The organism is Granulicatella sp. HMSC31F03 (genome assembly GCF_001807725.1).
GTDB classification, from domain to species: Bacteria; Bacillota; Bacilli; order Lactobacillales; family Aerococcaceae; genus Granulicatella; species Granulicatella adiacens.
This window is the reverse complement of record NZ_KV790851.1, coordinates 162,097-180,063: the sequence shown is the minus strand read 5'-3', so window position 1 is coordinate 180,063 and position 17,967 is coordinate 162,097. Positions and strand designations below refer to the sequence as shown.

Annotated in this window: 18 protein-coding genes and 1 other annotated feature; of the genes, 15 read left to right on the top strand and 3 right to left on the bottom strand. The window is 38.8% G+C overall.

Going from position 1 to position 17,967, the window contains the following annotated elements; genetic code table 11:
- Positions 1 to 107: 107 nt before the first annotated feature.
- Genes HMPREF3106_RS04700 through HMPREF3106_RS04670 form a run of 7 tightly spaced genes read left to right on the top strand, consistent with a single transcriptional unit; the run spans position 108 to position 6,800 of the window.
- The gene (locus tag HMPREF3106_RS04700) at positions 108 to 1,565 is read left to right on the top strand and encodes an amidase (RefSeq protein WP_070444683.1); all 1,458 of its coding nucleotides are present in this window, start codon (positions 108 to 110) and stop codon (positions 1,563 to 1,565) included.
- Positions 1,566 to 1,579: 14 nt separating this feature from the next.
- Positions 1,580 to 2,788 carry an NADH-dependent flavin oxidoreductase gene (locus HMPREF3106_RS04695; protein WP_070438006.1) on the top strand — a complete coding sequence of 403 codons (1,209 nt, stop codon included), beginning with the start codon at positions 1,580 to 1,582 and terminating at the stop codon, positions 2,786 to 2,788.
- Positions 2,778 to 3,770, top strand: a complete 993-nt coding sequence (locus tag HMPREF3106_RS04690; protein ID WP_070438008.1) for an MsnO8 family LLM class oxidoreductase — start codon at positions 2,778 to 2,780, stop codon at positions 3,768 to 3,770. The genes HMPREF3106_RS04695 and HMPREF3106_RS04690 overlap by 11 nt, the downstream gene beginning before the upstream one ends.
- Before the next feature lies 1 nt (position 3,771).
- Entirely contained in the window at positions 3,772 to 4,104 is a 333-nt protein-coding gene (locus HMPREF3106_RS04685) for a glycine cleavage system H family protein (protein ID WP_070444681.1), read from the top strand.
- Positions 4,097 to 4,891, top strand: coding sequence for a protein-ADP-ribose hydrolase (locus HMPREF3106_RS04680; RefSeq protein ID WP_070438011.1), 795 nt, complete (start codon positions 4,097 to 4,099; stop codon positions 4,889 to 4,891). Before HMPREF3106_RS04685 ends, HMPREF3106_RS04680 begins: the two co-directional genes overlap by 8 nt.
- Before the next feature lies 1 nt (position 4,892).
- Positions 4,893 to 5,774: an SIR2 family NAD-dependent protein deacylase gene (locus HMPREF3106_RS04675; protein ID WP_070444678.1), complete on the top strand. Its 882-nt coding sequence runs from the start codon at positions 4,893 to 4,895 to the stop codon at positions 5,772 to 5,774.
- Between the two features lie 3 nt (positions 5,775 to 5,777).
- A complete protein-coding gene (locus HMPREF3106_RS04670) occupies positions 5,778 to 6,800 on the top strand; it encodes a lipoate--protein ligase (RefSeq protein WP_070438016.1) in 1,023 nt (340 codons plus the stop codon).
- 80 nt (positions 6,801 to 6,880) lie between these two features.
- On the opposite strand, the gene HMPREF3106_RS04665 is transcribed toward HMPREF3106_RS04670, so the two are convergent.
- From HMPREF3106_RS04665 to HMPREF3106_RS04655, 3 genes are all read right to left on the bottom strand, one after another.
- On the bottom strand, positions 6,881 to 7,381 hold the full coding sequence (locus tag HMPREF3106_RS04665) for a phosphatidylglycerophosphatase A family protein (protein ID WP_070438018.1): 501 nt from the start codon (positions 7,379 to 7,381) through the stop codon (positions 6,881 to 6,883).
- A gap of 117 nt (positions 7,382 to 7,498) precedes the next feature.
- Entirely contained in the window at positions 7,499 to 8,485 is a 987-nt protein-coding gene (locus HMPREF3106_RS04660) for an NAD(P)/FAD-dependent oxidoreductase (protein WP_070438020.1), read from the bottom strand.
- Positions 8,486 to 8,498: 13 nt separating this feature from the next.
- On the bottom strand, positions 8,499 to 9,008 hold the full coding sequence (locus tag HMPREF3106_RS04655; protein ID WP_005606846.1) for a divergent PAP2 family protein: 510 nt from the start codon (positions 9,006 to 9,008) through the stop codon (positions 8,499 to 8,501).
- Between the two features lie 198 nt (positions 9,009 to 9,206).
- On the opposite strand from HMPREF3106_RS04655, the gene HMPREF3106_RS04650 reads away from it, so the two are divergent.
- The 8 genes from HMPREF3106_RS04650 to thrS all read left to right on the top strand — a co-directional run bounded on the left by HMPREF3106_RS04650 (position 9,207) and on the right by thrS (position 17,527).
- On the top strand, positions 9,207 to 9,797 hold the full coding sequence (locus tag HMPREF3106_RS04650) for a peptidylprolyl isomerase (protein ID WP_049555741.1): 591 nt from the start codon (positions 9,207 to 9,209) through the stop codon (positions 9,795 to 9,797).
- A 9-nt stretch (positions 9,798 to 9,806) separates the two neighbouring features.
- Positions 9,807 to 10,196 carry a CvfD/Ygs/GSP13 family RNA-binding post-transcriptional regulator gene (locus HMPREF3106_RS04645; RefSeq protein ID WP_070438024.1) on the top strand — a complete coding sequence of 130 codons (390 nt, stop codon included), beginning with the start codon at positions 9,807 to 9,809 and terminating at the stop codon, positions 10,194 to 10,196.
- 60 nt (positions 10,197 to 10,256) lie between these two features.
- Positions 10,257 to 11,603 (top strand): glucose-6-phosphate isomerase, encoded by a 1,347-nt coding sequence (locus HMPREF3106_RS04640; protein WP_049555739.1) that lies wholly within the window; start codon positions 10,257 to 10,259, stop codon positions 11,601 to 11,603.
- Between the two features lie 131 nt (positions 11,604 to 11,734).
- Positions 11,735 to 12,334: a dephospho-CoA kinase gene (gene coaE, locus HMPREF3106_RS04635; RefSeq protein WP_070444676.1), complete on the top strand. Its 600-nt coding sequence runs from the start codon at positions 11,735 to 11,737 to the stop codon at positions 12,332 to 12,334.
- A 41-nt stretch (positions 12,335 to 12,375) separates the two neighbouring features.
- Entirely contained in the window at positions 12,376 to 12,843 is a 468-nt protein-coding gene (nrdR, locus tag HMPREF3106_RS04630; RefSeq protein ID WP_005606839.1) for a transcriptional regulator NrdR, read from the top strand.
- A gap of 17 nt (positions 12,844 to 12,860) precedes the next feature.
- Positions 12,861 to 14,303 carry a DnaD domain protein gene (locus HMPREF3106_RS04625; RefSeq protein ID WP_070444674.1) on the top strand — a complete coding sequence of 481 codons (1,443 nt, stop codon included), beginning with the start codon at positions 12,861 to 12,863 and terminating at the stop codon, positions 14,301 to 14,303.
- Between the two features lie 14 nt (positions 14,304 to 14,317).
- On the top strand, positions 14,318 to 15,241 hold the full coding sequence (gene dnaI / locus HMPREF3106_RS04620; RefSeq protein ID WP_168160695.1) for a primosomal protein DnaI: 924 nt from the start codon (positions 14,318 to 14,320) through the stop codon (positions 15,239 to 15,241).
- A gap of 56 nt (positions 15,242 to 15,297) precedes the next feature.
- Positions 15,298 to 15,511 (top strand) — a binding site (T-box leader).
- Positions 15,512 to 15,583: 72 nt separating this feature from the next.
- Positions 15,584 to 17,527 carry a threonine--tRNA ligase gene (gene thrS / locus HMPREF3106_RS04615; protein WP_005606834.1) on the top strand — a complete coding sequence of 648 codons (1,944 nt, stop codon included), beginning with the start codon at positions 15,584 to 15,586 and terminating at the stop codon, positions 17,525 to 17,527.
- Positions 17,528 to 17,967 lie beyond the last annotated feature (440 nt).

Here is a 17,967-nt window from a genome sequence, read left to right as displayed (position 1 = left end):
GATGTTGTTTTTTTTAGTGTCTTTATAGAATCTTATCTTTGAAATCCGCTTAAATTCATGGTTATAATGGCCTGTTATTAAATTGTATGAGAAGAGGAGGGAGGAAGATGTTTTTGGATGCAACCACTTTAGGGCAAATGGTTATATCAAAAGAAATTAGCCCACTAGAATTAGTTGAAGAGTCTATTCAAAAAGCTACATTATTGAATCCTTCCTTAAATGCTATCGTTTATACACAATATGAGGAAGCCATAGAAAAAGCAAAACGTTTTTCTTTAAAAAATCAACCTTTTGCGGGAGTGCCCCTCTTTCTAAAAGATCTAGGACAAGAGCAAAAAGGGAGTATTTGTACCTATGGCTCACGTTTATTCAAAGATGTAAAAAGCATGCAGACAGATAACTTTGTCAAACGCTTAGAAAATCTTGGGTTTATTATTTTGGGACGTACGAATACGCCGGAGTTCGGCTTTAAGACAGTGAGTGACTCCTTGTTACATGGCCCCGTTCGAAATGCGGTGAATCTTGATCGAAATGCTGGTGGTTCTAGTGGCGGGGCAGCAGCGGTTGTAGCAAGTGGAATCACGCCGATTGCTGCAGCAAGTGATGGCGGTGGTTCAATCCGAATCCCCGCAAGCCATAATGGTTTGATTGGACTGAAACCTTCCAGAGGGCGTGTGATTGCAGGTCCAGGCTCATATCGTGGCTGGAATGGTGCAACGGTTCATTTTGCGTTGACGAAAACGGTCCAAGATACGAGAAATATATTATTCCACCTGCAAGAGTACCAAATGGAAAGCCCGTTCCCGTTGCCGAAACTAAGCGCCAAGGAACTTTATCTACCAGATAAGCTAAAACCTTTAAAAGTATCCGTATTATTGCAGTCACCTGTTGGAGAAGAGGTCTCTAAGGATTCGGTGGATGCGGTGATGAAGATTGCGAATTTCTTTGAGAACCATGGGCACTCTGTAACGCTTCTTCAAAAAGATCCAGTCGACGGTATCGCTTTGCAAAAAGGTTTTTATATTATCAGTGCGGTTGAAACAGCGTTGATGTTCCAAAATATTGAACGCCAGATTGGACGTCAAGTAACGCGAGACGATATGGAACTGATGACATGGGCGATTTATCGTAGTGGACTGGATATTTCAGGAATGGAATATTCAAAAGTAGCATCCAGTTGGGATCGTTATGCTTATCAGATGGCGCAGTTACACGAGCAGTATGATTTGCTGTTACTACCAACGGTTGCCAAGTCTGCTCCGGGTCTTAATCCATATGAGTTATCTACAGAATTAACGTCCAAACTCATGCGAATCGATGAGTTTACAAAAGACCAGAAACAACAATTGCTCTGGGAAATGTTCGAGGAGAGCGTAGCCGATACGCCATTTACACAGCGGTTTAATATTACTGGTCAACCAGCGATTAGTTTGCCAGTTCACTGCACCAAAGAGGGACTTCCAATTGGTGTGCAACTCGCTGCTGCAAAGAGAAGAGAAGACCTTCTCCTACAAATTGCAGAATGGTTTGAGCAAGGACAATTATTACAAGTAACAAAACAGTAGAAAGAAGTGAAAGTGTGATAGAAACAGAAGCTTTATTTAAGCCTTTCAAATTAAAAAAAGGAGTCACATTGGACAATCGATTTGTGCTTTCTCCAATGGTGACGAACTCTTCAACGAAAGAAGGTCATATTACAGAGGATGATTTAAAATATGCCGAGCGTCGTGCACATTCAGCGGCCCTTCAAATTACAGGGGCGGCTTACGTGAATAAGCAAGGACAGCTTTTTGAGTATGGATTTAGCGCAGCCTCCCTCGATGATATCGAAGGCTTAACTAAACTAGCTAAAGCGATGAAATCAGGTGGAGCTAAAGCTATCCTGCAATTAACGCATGCAGGACGTTTTGCAAGCCATGCCTTAAATCGTGACCGCTATGTGTATGGCCCAAGTGCGATGACATTACAATCGCCGTTCCCTCATGAAGTGAAAGAATTAACTGTAGAAGAAATTCATGGCATTATCGAAGATTATCGCCGTGCTGCACAAATTGCTATTCAGTCTGGATTCGACGGGTTAGAAATTTCATCGGCACAACGACTACTTATCCAAACCTTCTTCTCAACTTTCTCTAATGAGCGTACAGATGAATATGGCTGTAAGACGTTGGAGGACCGTTCGAGAATCGGGATGGAAGTGTTAACGGCGGTTCAAGAAGTGATTGATGAATATGCCACAGATGATTTTATTTTAGGTTTTAGAGCGACGCCTGAAGAAACGCGCGGAAATCAAATTGGATACACTGTGGATGAGTTTCTTGAGTTCTTCGAAGAGGCGCTAAAAAAAGTGAACATTGACTACTTAGCTATTGCAAGCTGGGGACACGATGTCTTCAGAAATAAAGTTCGTGCCAAAGGGCCACATCAAGGCGAACTCGTTAATAAAGTCGTCTATGAACGCTTAAAAGGTCGAGTAGCAGTGATTGCTTCAGGAGGCATTAATTCTAAAGAAAAAGCCCTCGAAGCATTAGAAAATGCAGACTTAGTCGGTCTTTCAACACCATTTATCACGGATCCAGAATTTGCCATGAAGATTCAAGAAGGCAACGAATCAGAGATTCAATTAACGATTAAACCAGAAGCCCTTGAAGCATTAGCGATTCCAAAGGCGGCTTTCAAAGATATCGTACCTTTAATGGACTTTGGAGAGTCACTTGAAAAAGAAGCCAGAGATTTCTTCAGAGGCCTTGAAGCGAACTACGAGGGGAGAGAGACAGGTGAAAATTAGTCTGTTAGATTACGGCCTCGTAGATGAAGGGAAGACGAGTAGAGAGGCTATTCGTGAAACGCTGGAGTTGGCGCAATTAGCAGACGAACTTGGATTTCATCGTTTCTGGGTGAGTGAACATCATAATGTGCCAGCACTCTCGATTTGTGCTCCAGAAGTGGTGATTGCGTACCTTGCCAGCCACACGAAGAACATCCATATTGGTTCGGGTGGAATCATGGGTTTGCATTACTCACCCTATAAGGTGGCGGAAATCATGTCAACGCTAGAAGGACTATTCCCAGGGCGTGTGGATATCGGTCTTGGTAATTCGCCAGGTACGCCGCTTGTAGGTCGTCACCTAGAGTCGCATTATTCTAAAGAACAATATGCCGAATGGTTAGAAAAGCTCCAACAGTATTTGAATGAAGCTCGTCGTAAAGGTGTGGTCGTTCCAGAAGCTGAGAATGTTCCTGAACAGTTCCTTCTTGGGATGGGAGGTCAGTCGATTGAGTCTGCGGCCTCTCTAGGGTTGAGTTTTGTGTATGGTGTATTTCCATATATTCCTCAAGACCCTGTGGAGTTGGCGAAAAGTCTTTCCGAGAAATATCGCAGCAACTTTAAAGCAGGAACACATAGCAAACCAAGTAACTTTGTACTAGCGGTATTTGTGGTTATTGCAGACACGAGTGAAGAAGCCGAAGAGATGGCGAAACCATTAGATTTATGGATGCTTGGAAAACAGGATTTTACGGAGTTCCATACCTTCCCAACCCAAAAAGATGTAGAAGAATATGAATTCACACAGCGGGACCATGAGAAAATCGCAAGCAACCGCAGTCGACTCATCGTGGGAAATCCACGTGAAGTTTACGAGCAAATGGAGGCGCTAAGAGCAGTCTCTAATCCTGACGAGCTCTTATTTATTCCACTCGTCGGTTCAATTGAAAAGAGAAAACGTTCAGTGGAATTACTCGCTGAATTATATAAAGGAGAACAATAAAATGAGAAAATTTGCAAACTTTTTATGGATTGATAAAGAAGGAGAAAACTACACAATTCGTATGACTCCAGAACTTCAAGATGATGTCGGTACGATTGGTTTCGTTCAATTTAACATGGATGACCAATTAGAAGCTGAAGACGAAATCTTAAGCTTAGAAGCAAGTAAAACAGTGATGTCCATTGTGACTCCACTGGCAGGGAAAGTCGTAGCTAGAAACTTAGCCGCAACAGAAGATCCTAAATTATTAAACTCTGAAAAACCAGAAGAACACTGGTTAGTGACATTAACGGACGTTGATGAAACAGCATTCTTGGCATTAGAAGATGAATAATCATAAAGAAGAGCAGTTGCTCAGGAAAATGATTGAGTTTTTGGCGCAGGAAGCAGGAGAATCCCTTGAAGTTGAAGGGAAAACGGTAGAAGAGTTGAAGACACTTTGGCGAGGGTTTGTAAATGTAAGGCAACCTAAAGGGTCGCCTGCAGAATATGTCACTTTTGAGAATGAGTATTTACAAGAATACCATGCTCCAAGAGTGCAGACATTAGCAGATTGCCTATCAACACCAAATGATCAAATCAAACTCTATTATGGGGATTTATGTGAACTGAAAGTCGATGCGATTGTGAATGCGGCGAATAGTGAGATGCTAGGATGTTTTATTCCAAACCACCGCTGTATCGATAATGCCATTCACACTTTTTCAGGCATTCAACTTCGCTCCTTTTGTCATCATTTAATGGAGGAACAAGGGAAGAAGGAGCCTGTTGGAAAAGCAAAAATCACTCCAGCATTTAACTTGCCATCGAAGTACATCATCCATACAGTAGGCCCCTTCTTGCCTCCAGGGAAAAAAGTAACGCCGCTTCGTGAACAATTACTTGCGGGTTGTTACAAGAGTTGTCTGGAAGCCGCAAGAGAAGCCGGACTTACATCGATTGCTTTTTGCGGGATTTCAACAGGAGAGTTTGGATTTCCAAAAGAACCTGCTGCGCGTATTGCCATGGATACCGTGAACAAGTGGTTGCAGGACACGTCTTCAACAATGACCGTTGTCTTTTCAACCTATACCAAGGAAGACCAATCGATTTATCAGAAATTATTATCAGGAGAACAGTAGAATGACGAAATGGAATGCATTACAAAAAGAAAGAACGACTGAAGCTAGTCTACTGGCGGATTTATTCCAGGAAGCGGATGCTATTGTGGTTGGTATCGGTGCTGGGATGTCGGCAGCAGATGGATTCACCTACATTGGCAGTAGATTCGAAGACGCTTTTCCTGATTTTATCGAGAAGTATCAATTTTTAGATATGTTACAGGCGAGTCTATTTCATTTTCCAAGTTGGGAAGAGTATTGGGCGTTTCAAAGTCGTTTTATCGCGCTCAACTACTTGGATCAACCTGTGGGACAATCATATGTTGAACTATTAGAAATGCTCAAAACAAAACCATATCACATCATCACAACGAATGCCGATAATGCGTTTTGGGTAGCCGGGTATGACAAAGAGAAGGTTTATCATATTCAAGGAGAGTATGGGCTTTTCCAATGTAGCCAGCACTGTCATCCAAAAACGTATCAAGATGATGCATTAGTTCGCAAGATGATTGCAGAACAAAAGGATATGAAGGTTCCATATGAACTGATTCCGTTCTGTCCAGAATGCGGAGCACCGCTTGAAATTAATAAGCGTAACGCTGAAAAAGGAATGGTGGAGTCAGCAGATTTCTTTGAACAAAAGGCACGCTATGATGCGTTTTTAGAAGAACATAAAAACGATAAGGTGCTCTTTTTAGAAATCGGAGTGGGTTTTACAACGCCGCAATTTATCAAAACGCCTTTCCAAAAATGTGTACAAGCTAATCCAAATGCCTTGTTTGTAAGTATGAATCATAAGCATTACCGCATTCCCCTGGCGCTAAGAGAGCAAACCGTACAATTGTCAGAAAACATTACCTCATTAATCCATGGGACCTATCAAGAGCTTAAAGGAGAATAAACGATGTATTTAATCGAACCAATCCGTGACGGAAAATATGTAAAAGATGGAGCAGTAGCGCTTGCGATGCAAGTGTATGTACAAAATAATGTTTTCTTAGATGATGATATTTTGTTCCCATATTACTGTGATCCTAAAGTAGAAATTGGAAAATTCCAAAATACAATTGCCGAAGTGAACGAGGAGTATTTAAAAGAAAACAATATTCTTGTTGTTCGCCGTGACACTGGTGGCGGTGCTGTATATGTGGACTCTGGTGCAGTGAATATATGCTATTTAATTCAAGATAATGGAATCTTCGGGGATTTTAAGAGAACGTATGAACCAGCAATTAAAGCCTTACACGAACTCGGCGCAACAGCTGTCGAACAAACAGGTCGTAACGACTTAACGATTGAAGGCAAAAAAGTATCTGGTGCTGCGATGACGATTAGTAATGGTCGTGTATACGGTGGTTTCTCGCTCTTATTAGACGTGGACTATGATGCGATGGAAAAAGTCTTGAACCCAAATAAGAAGAAATTACAATCTAAAGGGATTCAATCTGTACGTGCGCGTGTCGGAAGTATTCGCCCATATCTTGCTCCAGAGTATCAAAACGTGACGGTAGATGAGTTCAAAAACTTAATCACTTGTAAGATTTTAGGAATTAATTCGATTGATGAAGCGAAACGTTATGTATTAACCGAGGAAGATTGGAAAGAAATCGATGAACTCACAGCTTCTAAGTATAAAAACTGGGAATGGAATTATGGCCAATCTCCTCAATATAGTGATTACCGTGATGGCCGTTTTGCATGCGGAACGATTCAATGCTACCTAGAAGTAGAACAAGGGCGAATTTCAAATTGCCGTATTTACGGAGATTTCTTCGCTAAAGGAAATGTTCAAGAAGTCGAAGAAAAACTAAAAGGCGTTCGTATGGTGAAAGAGGACTTAGTAGAAGTCTTAAGTGCCATCGATTTAAGAAACTACTTTGGCGCAGTCACTGCAGAAGAATTTGCTGGACTCGTTTTAGGAGAATAAAAATAGAGTGATACCGTATACGGTATCACTCTATTTTTATAGAAAAGGATGAAGCATAACGCTTCATCCTTTTTGCTTGATTAGTCTAATTCTTCTTTTGCTGGAATGCTGTGTGCTAGACGGCTTGCTGCAGCGGCCGCGATAGCTCCTACTAAGTCGTCTAAGAAGATGTTTACTTTACCAGTTGATTTATCATCTAAGTTTTTAAGAATTCCTGGTTTTACTTTGTCGATATAACCATAGTTTGTAAATCCGATAGAACCATATACGTTCACAATCGATAACGCTAAGATTTCATCGACCCCATATAGAGGCTCGTCTTCAGATAAGACATCGTTTAATAATGGATGTAATTTCTTTTCCTCAGCAAGTTTATCCATTTCAATTCCGGTAATGACAGCATTTTGTACTTCACGTTTCTTTAAAACACTGAGAACATTACTTAGGCATTCTTCCTTTGTCAAACCTGGTACATATTTTTCTTGTAAGAAATAAACTAAATCAGCAATTTGTTCTATGTCTACACCACGTTCAGATAACAATTCTAAAGAACGTTCGTGTAATTCTTTTGGGCTTTTCATAAAAATCCTCCTTTATATTAATTATGAAACCCTTTTAAAAAGAGTAGCTTTTTATTTTAACACAAAAAAGAAAAACGCCCAAATGAATTGAGCGTTTTTTTGAAAATTTGTAAACGGTTAGAACATGGATGAACTGTGAATCGTGCTTGGTCGACTATTTGGGTTCACATACGTCATCGCAGCATTAATGGCAACAGGCGCTTCACCAAATCCAGTAGCGATGATTTTTACTTTGCCATCATATGTTGCGATATCTCCAACAGCAAAGACACCAGGAAGTGTGGTTTCCATTTGGCTATTTGTCACAATACAGTTTCTTTGAACATCAAATCCCCAGTTTTTCATGCCCCCGATAGAAGAAGAGAAGCCGTAGTTCACAATGAAATCGTCAACAGGAATTTCGATTTGATCTTCGCCTTTAGCGTGTTTTAGTACAACGGATTGAATTTTCTCACCATTTCCGATTATTTGCTCAGGAAGATAAGGGGTTAAGATTTCAACGCTTGATTCTTCTAGTTGTTTTACGCTATGTTCTTGCGCTCGAAACTGAGGGCGACGATGAATGATAGAAACCTTTTTTGCGATGGGTTCTAAGGCAAGCGCCCAGTCTACAGCAGAGTCTCCACCTCCACAGATAGCAACAGTATGGTCTCTAAAGCGTTCTAGGTTATTGACAAAATAATGTAAATTTTTACCTTCGTAATGTGAAGCTTCGTCAATTTCTAGTTTTCTTGGTCGAAAGGCTCCGTTTCCGCAAGCAATAATTACCGTTTTTGCTAAATGGGTTTGTTTTGAAGTAATCACTTCATATCCAAACTCAGTTTTGTTTAATTCTAAAGCTTCTTCTTCTAAACAGTACTGAGTACTTGGGAATCTTTCTAATTGTGCTAATAAGTTTTCAATTAATGCTCCTGCTTGGATTTCAGGAAAAGCAGGGATGTCGTAGATTTTTTTTTCAGGATATAACATCCATGGTTGACCGCCTAATTCTGGTAAACTCTCTATAATTTTAACAGAAGCTTGGCGTAGACCAGCGTAAAAAGCGGTGAAAAGCCCGACAGGCCCACCGCCGATAATAATAATATCAACAATCTCTTGAGTCACTTTGTACCTCCGATTAATAAAACATTCTTAAAATAAAGGCCATTATAATTCCTGTTAATACTCCGGCAAAGACCTCTACTGGTTTGTGACCTAAATACTTTTTAATGATTAATTTTTTATTTTCTTCCGTATCGAAAATATTGATGGGATCATCTTCCGATTCAATTTCAACATGCTTTAGTGCACTAGATTCTTCTCGTAATTGTTCTTCATATAATTTTTGCAATAAAATCCCTTGTTCACCGCTTTGTCGTCTTACCGCCATTGCATCGAACATCACGATTAAGCCAAAAGTAGTGGCAATAGCTACTAAAGGAGAAGTGAATCCATATTCGATAATTAGAGCAGTAATCAAAGAACTAACTGCTGCAGAATGAGAGCTAGGCATTCCACCAGTACTCGTTACTAAAGAAACATGAGCATCTGGTTTCTTTGAAAAATAGGCAATAGGAAATTTAACAAATTGTGCAAACAGAATCGAACAAATAGAAGCGACTAATGGATAATTCTGAAATATTGTCATTCAACTACACTCTTTCTTTTTTTATACTAATCTACTATACCATGAATTCATCAAAATCACTAAAGAAAATTTATAGAATGAAATGATTTTTTTCTTAAGTTTTGTAGAAAGGCTAAATTGCACCTGTTTCGCTTTTGTGGTTTAATAGAAGAGGTTAGATGAGCAATTCATCATTAAGAAGTAAAAGGAGATGGAAGAATGAGTCAATTTCCACAACTAAATGAATTAAATACAAGTAATCCACTTGTAACGGTGCATACAAATCATGGAGATTTCAAATTGGAATTATTCCCTGAAATTGCACCTAAAACAGTAGAAAACTTTGTGACACACGCTAAAAATGGTTATTATAACGGAGTGATTTTCCACCGTGTTATTGAAGATTTCATGATTCAAGGAGGAGACCCAACTGGAACAGGGATGGGTGGCGAGTCTATTTATGGCCGTACTTTTGAGGATGAATTTTCAAGAGAAGCGTTTAATTTATATGGAGCTCTTTCAATGGCGAATGCGGGTCCAAATACAAATGGATCACAATTTTTCATCGTTACAGCAAAACAAGTACCCGCTCAAATGTTAAAACAATTAAAAGATGGCGGCTGGCCTGAAGAAATCGTTGAAGAATATGCTAAAATTGGTGGTACACCATGGTTAGATCATCGTCATACTGTATTTGGACGCGTTGTTGAAGGAATGGGCGTTGTTCTTGAAATCGAAGGCGTTAAAAGAAATGGACAAGATCGTCCATTTGAAGATGTAGTGATTGAATCCATGGAAGTAAACGCGTAGGGAGGTCCTATGAGTAAAACTTTTAGAATTGGCGACATCGTTACTGCGAAAGTAACAGGTGTACAAAATTACGGAGTTTTCTTAGAGCTAGACGAAGATACGCAAGGGTTGATTCATATTTCTGAGTGTAAGCATGGATATATGGATAATGTGCACGATTTTGTGAAAGTAGGACAGGAAGTGACAGCGAAAGTCATTGACGTCGATGAATTTTCAAATAAGATTAGTTTATCGATTCGAGCACTTGAAAAATTAGATGTACCAGACTTTCCACAGCGCATTAAGAAAAATCGCAAACGTTACACTCCATCGATTGGTTTTTCTAGCTTAGCCAAGAAACTACCAATATGGATTGAAGAAGCTCAAGAAAAATTTGTAAAAGATAAAAATAAGAGTTAATAGATTCGCTTTTTAAACAATCTATTTGACGAATATTAAAAATTTTAAGGAGGCATTCAAATGGGACATATTTCATTTGATTATTCAAAAGCATTAGGTTTCTTTAATCAAGAAGAAATCGATCACTTGCAATCTACTGTGACTGCATTAGATAAAGACTTGAGAGAAGGATTAGGAGCAGGAAACGACTTTACAGGTTGGATTAACTTACCTCGCGACTATGACAAAGAAGAATTTGCTCGAATTAAAGCAGCTGCTAAAAAGATTCAAGAAGAATCTGAAGTGTTAGTAGTAATCGGTATCGGTGGTTCATACTTAGGAGCGCGTGCAGCGATTGATTTCTTAAACCACGCTTTCTATAACTACTTACCAAGCGACAAACGTAAAACTCCGCAAGTATTATTTGCAGGAAATAGCATTAGCTCAACTTACTTACAAGGCTTAATCGACTTAATCGGAGACCGTGATTTCTCTGTAAACGTGATTTCTAAATCTGGTACAACGACAGAACCAGCGATTGCATTCCGTGTATTCAAAGATTTATTAATTAAAAAATATGGTAAAGAAGAAGCTGTAAATCGTATTTACGCTACAACTGACCGTGCTCGTGGAGCATTAAAATCAGAAGCAGATGTGGAAGGATACCAAACATTTGTAATTCCTGATGATGTCGGTGGACGTTTCACAGTGTTAACAGCTGTAGGCTTACTTCCAATCGCAGTAACGGGTGCAGATGTAGATGCATTAATGCAAGGGGCTGAAGATGCACGTGTGGCATACAGCTCACCAAACTTAAAAGAAAACGAAGCTTACCAATACGCTGTAGCACGTAATGTGTTATACCGTAAAGGAAAAGTGACAGAGTTACTCATTAACTACGAACCAACATTACAATACTTCTCTGAATGGTGGAAACAATTATTTGGTGAATCAGAAGGGAAAGACTTCAAAGGAATTTATCCTTCAAGCGCAAACTTCTCAACGGATTTACACTCGCTAGGACAATACATCCAAGAAGGTCGTCGTAACATCTTCGAAACAGTTATCAAAGTGGGTAAACCAAATGAAGAAGTAACAATTCCTGAAACAGAAGAAGATTTAGATGGATTAGGATACTTACAAGGTAAAACAATGGACTTTGTAAATACAAAAGCTTTCCAAGGAACATTACTTGCTCATACAGATGGTCAAGTTCCAAACTTTGTAGTGAACATTCCTGATATGTCAGCTTACACATTAGGACACTTAATCTACTTCTTCGAAATCGCAGTAGGTCTTTCAGGTTACTTAAATGGTGTTAATCCATTTGACCAACCAGGGGTAGAAGCATACAAGAAAAACATGTTTGCTTTACTTGGAAAACCAGGATTCGAAGACTTAGCAAAAGAATTAAACGAACGTCTATAATCGACTTACCGCATTCTCATATTGAGGGTGCGGTATTTTTGTATGTTTTTGGGTGATGGATGTAAAAAGAACTTGCGACAATATCGGTTTTGAACTAACATAGGTCTTACAAGAAGTGTTGGAGGAAAAAGATGAGAGTTATTGGATTAACAGGCGGGATTGCTAGTGGCAAATCAACCGTTTCGAATATATTCAAGAACGCGGGCATTCCGATTATCGATGCAGATGTCGTTGCAAGAAAAGTTGTTGAAAAAAATTCAGTAGGACTGACGTCTCTTACAAAACGATTCGGGAACTCTATTTTACTAGACGATGGTTCATTAGATAGAACGCAATTAGGCAGAAAAATGTTTAGTGATGCTTCTGTTTTGAAGGAGGTCAACGACTTGCTTCAACCTCTGATTAGAACGGAAATTGAACTTCAAATACAAGAGGCGAAAAAACAAAACCACCCGCTCATTATTCTAGATATCCCGCTATTATTTGAGATGCATTATGAGACTCTCTGTGATGAAATAATCGTAGTGGTTGTTTCGGTGGAAACTCAGATTCAGCGCCTAAAAAATCGCAATGGATTAACTAAAGAGGAAGCTCTAAAGAGAATCGCCTCTCAAATGTCTTTAGAAGAAAAAGTTAAAAAGGCGGATATCGTTTGGACTAATGAAGGGTCTATTGAAGAATTAGAAGCTAGAGTTCATCAGTGGCTACTCGAAAATTTCCGACAAAAATGATATAATTAATCGAATAAGCACAAAAAGGAGAGGTGTTTTTTATGCAATGTCCAAAATGTAAAAATAATGGTTCTCGTGTAGTAGATAGTCGTCCGGCAGATGATGGACGTTCGATTCGTAGAAGAAGAGAGTGTGAAGAATGTGGCTACCGCTTTACGACTTTTGAACGTTTAGAAAAAGCACCATTACTTGTCATCAAAAGAAATGGCAATCGTGAAGAATTTAGTCGTGAAAAATTATTAAATGGATTAGTTCGTTCAGCTGAAAAACGTCCTGTATCATTGGGACAGTTAGAAACCATTGTCAATGAAATTGAGCGTTCGATTAATCAAGAAGGGGAAAATGAAGTATCCAGCACTTTAATTGGAGAAATGGTCATGGATCATTTATCTAAAATTGACGATATTGCTTATATTCGTTTTGCTAGTGTGTATCGTCAGTTTACAGACCGAAAAATGTTCTTAAAAGAATTAGAACGCATGTCTTTTGAAATGGACAATAAAGATTAAAGAAAGGAATTGAAGGAATGCAGTCAAAAGAATTTCCGTGGTCCAAATATAAACCAATGGACGGAATTTTAGTGATTCAACCGGTTTGGATTACTGAAAGAGAAATACAATTTTTAATGCAATTATATGCTCCGTTTATTGGAAAAGAAGCCACACTTTTGTATGCTACTTTATACGGTGAATTATCTCCATCTGCGTACCAGAGCGAAGTATTCTCAATTTCTGAATTACTGTCCATGACAAACTTGGGAATGCCAGATTTTCATTTAGCAAAATCTAGACTAGAAGGCATAGGACTGTTGAAGACCTATCATAAGGAACCTACTGCTTCTCGTCCTCAAACGTATACGATGGAATTGCTAGCGCCAACTTCTCCAAGACTCTTTTTTAAGGATGCGCTTCTGTCCACTTTACTATTGAATCAAGTGGGGAATCATCGGTTTGAAAAGTTAAAGCAGAGATTTTTAACTTCTAACATAGGAGACTTAGGAGATTCAACAAGCGCTCAATTTGAAGAAGTGTACCGACTTCCTTACAATATGGAGTCATATACTAGAAATCTCTCTCAAGAAAAAAGAATGGTGATGGATGTAAAACAACAATCACCAATGGAATTTTCATCTGAGGTCGATTGGGAACTGATTGAAGGACTGTTGAAGACGGAATTTGTTGATTTGGATTCTTTAACGAAGGAAGTCAAAAGAATCGTTGATGTATTGTATAAAGCGTTCGGATTTTCAGAATCAGAAATTGCGCAATTTCTAGTGATTGCTTCAGATTTATCGACTAAAGTGATTGATGAAGAATTCTTACTGAAATTAGGTCAAGAAGCCGCCCAAAATAAGGTGAACCTAATGAGAGAAAAGGAAGAACATTCTGTCTCAGAAGAAATAAAAGAAAAATCTGAATCGCATGAAGAAGTCTCTTCTGTAGAAGATGACGCAATCGGGATGCTAATTCAAGCAGCAAAAGAATTATCGCCAATTGATTTTGTCTCCAGTATTAAGACGCAGAAAAAAGGGTATGTTTCTAAAGCGGAGAGACAATTAATTTTTGATCTGGTCTCCGTGAGTGGTTTGCCAAATGAAGTTTTGAATATTTTATTCCACTATGCGCTAGTTCAGTTGGATCATGCGACGCTTGCAAGGAACTTTGTAGATGCGATTGCTAATGACTGGGCGACCAAAGGAATTCAAAGTGCGAAAGAGGCGATAGATGCTGTAAGGAACCGTGATTTACAAAGAGAGGTTAAGCGGAAACAGCAATTGCATAATGCGGGTAAGAATAACTACAGAAAAAATAGTGGTTATCAAGAGCAATTACCAGAGTGGGCGAAAGAATCCAAGGCTCGGGAAAAACAAACGACTACACCAAAAAAGAGTCAACCAGAACAAGTTTCAAATGATTTGGCCGATCAAATTGCAAAATTAAAAACAAGTCAACAAAAAGAACAACAATAATGGAGGTGACCACAATGGAAGGTTTTAAAGGATTATTAAATCAAAGAGAGGCGGATCAAAAGATTCCTAATTTAAAAGCCATCGAGGAAAAAATTTATTCTGATGAAGATGTCAAATCTTTTTTAGAGCGTCATAAAAATGAATTAGATCCGCAAGCCGTTCGTAAAGGAACCTCTGCGTTGTTAGAATTCATTATGGAAAGAGATGCAAGAAAAAATCAACAAGCTGTAAAAGCTCCAGGATTAGAACCATCACTTGAAGTGCATAATGGTTTTATTTTAGTAAATTATAGTCGGACTGAAGAAGCGATTCGCCAGGAAAGAGAACGCAAACGTAGACGATTGATTCATTCGATTAATATGCCGAAAAATATCGCAGAAGCACGTTTCTCAGATACGGCGCTTACGCCAGAACGACAAGATGTCATTGGGGAATTATTGAAATTCATCGAAGGATACAAACCAGAGGGTGCCAATTATCAAAAAGGTTTATACTTAGCAGGGCCTTTTGGAGTTGGAAAGACTTATATGATGGGAGCATTAGCGAATGAATTGTCTGAACATGGGATTGAGACGACTTTAGTCAATGTTCCAACTTATAGTTCAGAAATTAAACAAGCGATTGCGACAAATTCGGTTGAATCAAAACTAATGACGATTAAAAACACACCTATTTTAGTTTTAGATGATATCGGTGCCGAAATGAATAGTGCATGGTTTAGAGATGAAGTATTGATGGTGATTTTACAACACCGTATGTTGCAAGAATTACCAACGTTCTTCACATCGAACTTCACGATGGATGAGTTAGAAGTGCATTTTGCTCATTCAAATAAAGGAGACCAAGAACTTCTTAAAGCAAAACGTCTCATTGAGCGGATTCGTTTCTTAGCAAAAGAATATTTTGTAGATGGGATTAATCACAGAAATCCATCTTAATTAAAATGCTTGAAAATAAAATAGATTAGTGGTTAAATACTAATGAACTAAATATTTTGAAAATGATGAAAAAGACAAGAAACTATCTCTTGGTTACATTTTAGAGAAAAGTGGGTTGGTGCAACACTTTATCCGGAATAGTTTTACCACTTTTGAATCCTTGCTTGAAATGAGTAGAGTAAGGCGTATCGGAGCGTTAGTCCGTTTAAGATTTGTCAATGAGAGACAAATGAATTTGGGTGGAACCACGTAGAGAATGACGTCCCATAGTTTGCAGTAGTAAACTATGGGACTTTTTGTTTGATTTAAAATTTTCAAAAGGAAAGAAGGAAGAAAATGTCAATGATAAAAATTACTTTTCCAGATGGTGCCGTTAAGGAGTTTCCAAAAGGAATTACAGTAAAAGAAGTTGCCGAAAGTATTAGTAAAAGTTTAGCAAAAAAAGCATTAGCAGGTAAAGTGAACGGAGAATTAGTAGACTTTGACCGTTCTATTGAAGAAGATGCTTCTATCGAAATCGTTACACCAGACCACGAAGATGCATTAGGAATCTTACGTCACTCAACAGCCCACTTATTAGCACACGCATTAACTCGTTTATACCCAGGAATTCACTTCGGGGTAGGACCAGCAATCGAAACAGGATTCTACTACGATACGGATATGCCAAATCAATTAACAGAAGATGCTCTTCCAGAAGTGGAAGCAGAAATGATGAAAATCGTTAAAGAAAACTACCCAATCGTTCGTCGTGAAGTAAGCCGTAAAGAAGCGCTAGAAATCTTCGCAAACGACCCTTATAAAGTAGAATTGATTAACGGTTTACCTGAAGATGAAACAATCACTGTTTACCAACAAGAAGACTTCGTTGACTTATGTCGTGGTATCCACGTTCCTTCAACTGGACGTATCCAAGTCTTCAAATTATTATCACTTGCTGGAGCTTATTGGAGAGGTGACTCTAACAATAAGATGATGCAACGTGTTTACGGTACTGCTTTCTTTGATAAAGCAGACTTAAAAGAATTCTTGAAGATGCGTGAAGAAGCAAAAGAACGTGACCACCGTAAATTAGGGAAAGAATTAGACTTATTCATGATTAGCCAAGAAGTAGGTTCAGGATTACCATTCTGGTTGCCAAAAGGAGCTACAATTCGTCGTACAATCGAACGTTATATCGTGGATAAAGAAATCAGCCTTGGATACCAACACGTGTACACTCCAGTTATGGCTGATGTAGGTCTTTACAAAACTTCAGGTCACTGGGCTCACTATCAAGAAGATATGTTCCCACCAATGGATATGGGCGATGGCGAATTATTAGTATTACGTCCAATGAACTGTCCTCACCACATGATGGTTTACAAAAACCACATCCACAGCTACCGTGAATTACCAATCCGTATTGCTGAATTAGGAATGATGCACCGTTATGAAAAATCAGGTGCTCTATCTGGATTACAACGTGTACGTGAAATGACTCTTAACGATGGACATACATTCGTTCGTCCAGACCAAATTAAAGACGAATTCAAACGTATCTTAGACTTAATCCGCGAAGTATATAGTGACTTCAACGTTAAAGACTACCGTTTCCGTTTAAGTTATCGTGATCCTGAAGATAAACATAAATACTTCGATGACGATGAAATGTGGAACAAAGCAGAAACAATGTTAAAAGAAGCAATGGATGAAATGGGATTAGAATACTTCGAAGCTATCGGTGAAGCAGCATTCTACGGTCCTAAATTAGATATTCAATTCCGTACAGCAATGGGATTAGAAGAAACAATGTCTACAATCCAATTAGACTTCTTATTACCAGAACGCTTCGACTTAACATACGTTGGTGAAGATGGAGATAACACTCACCGTCCAGTAGTTATCCACCGTGGGGTTGTTTCAACTGCAGAACGTTTCGTAGCTTACTTAATCGAAGAGTACAAAGGCGCATTCCCAACTTGGTTAGCTCCAGTTCAAGCAACAATCATTCCTGTAAGTGTGGAACATCATTATGATGCTGCACGTGAGTTGAAAGAAAAAATGGCTCGCTTAGGAATGCGTGTGGAACTTGATGACCGTAATGAAAAAATGGGGTACAAGATTCGTGCTTCTCAAACTCAAAAAATCCCTTATCAATTAGTAATTGGGGACAAAGAGGTTGAAGAAGGTACTGTAACGGTTCGTCGTTATGGTTCTAAAGAAACTAAATCAATGTCTATCGAAGCGTACTTAGAATACGTACAACGCGAGATTGCAAACTTCTCTCGTCCGCTTGAAGACTAATTTTTCAAAGGCTCGTAGCAATACGAGTCTTTTTTTGTGTTTAAGTATAAATATAAAACCGAAGGTTTTGATTTATGGCTTTGGGTGACTTAAGATGGATAATTCTACTTCTTATTAAACATAGGAGGGGAGATACTTTTATTGAACTTCCGTTCTTTTGAATCATTGCGGATATCTTCATAAAAGCTGTAATGGGATACCGGTTCGAGCCTTGGGTCTCTCAGCTTGGGAGTAAGACAGAAGAAAAAATGAACTCACGGTGTGAGTTCATTTTCCTTCGTAGTCTTACCCCCGCAAGGATGATTAGGATTAAGCAAATCATGAATGATGCAGCTTAATCCAATCATCTACTGCGTCTATTTAAAAAACAGTTAATTTATAATGATGCAACTGCTTTTATAGAATCCGCATGATTCTTCAGAACGAGTTTTAAAATTTAA

Bases quoted from the DNA above. Each gene is read 5' to 3' on its own strand.
- HMPREF3106_RS04700 (WP_070444683.1), top strand. From the start codon at position 108: ATGTTTTTGGATGCAACCACTTTAGGGCAAATGGTTATATCAAAAGAA.
- HMPREF3106_RS04685 (WP_070444681.1), top strand. From the start codon at position 3,772: ATGAGAAAATTTGCAAACTTTTTATGGATTGATAAAGAAGGAGAAAAC.
- HMPREF3106_RS04680 (WP_070438011.1), top strand. From the start codon at position 4,097: ATGAATAATCATAAAGAAGAGCAGTTGCTCAGGAAAATGATTGAGTTT.
- HMPREF3106_RS04675 (WP_070444678.1), top strand. From the start codon at position 4,893: ATGACGAAATGGAATGCATTACAAAAAGAAAGAACGACTGAAGCTAGT.
- HMPREF3106_RS04670 (WP_070438016.1), top strand. From the start codon at position 5,778: ATGTATTTAATCGAACCAATCCGTGACGGAAAATATGTAAAAGATGGA.
- HMPREF3106_RS04665 (WP_070438018.1), bottom strand. From the start codon at position 7,381: ATGAAAAGCCCAAAAGAATTACACGAACGTTCTTTAGAATTGTTATCT.
- HMPREF3106_RS04655 (WP_005606846.1), bottom strand. From the start codon at position 9,008: ATGACAATATTTCAGAATTATCCATTAGTCGCTTCTATTTGTTCGATT.
- HMPREF3106_RS04650 (WP_049555741.1), top strand. From the start codon at position 9,207: ATGAGTCAATTTCCACAACTAAATGAATTAAATACAAGTAATCCACTT.
- HMPREF3106_RS04645 (WP_070438024.1), top strand. From the start codon at position 9,807: ATGAGTAAAACTTTTAGAATTGGCGACATCGTTACTGCGAAAGTAACA.
- HMPREF3106_RS04640 (WP_049555739.1), top strand. From the start codon at position 10,257: ATGGGACATATTTCATTTGATTATTCAAAAGCATTAGGTTTCTTTAAT.
- coaE (WP_070444676.1), top strand. From the start codon at position 11,735: ATGAGAGTTATTGGATTAACAGGCGGGATTGCTAGTGGCAAATCAACC.
- nrdR (WP_005606839.1), top strand. From the start codon at position 12,376: ATGCAATGTCCAAAATGTAAAAATAATGGTTCTCGTGTAGTAGATAGT.
- HMPREF3106_RS04625 (WP_070444674.1), top strand. From the start codon at position 12,861: ATGCAGTCAAAAGAATTTCCGTGGTCCAAATATAAACCAATGGACGGA.
- dnaI (WP_168160695.1), top strand. From the start codon at position 14,318: ATGGAAGGTTTTAAAGGATTATTAAATCAAAGAGAGGCGGATCAAAAG.
- thrS (WP_005606834.1), top strand. From the start codon at position 15,584: ATGATAAAAATTACTTTTCCAGATGGTGCCGTTAAGGAGTTTCCAAAA.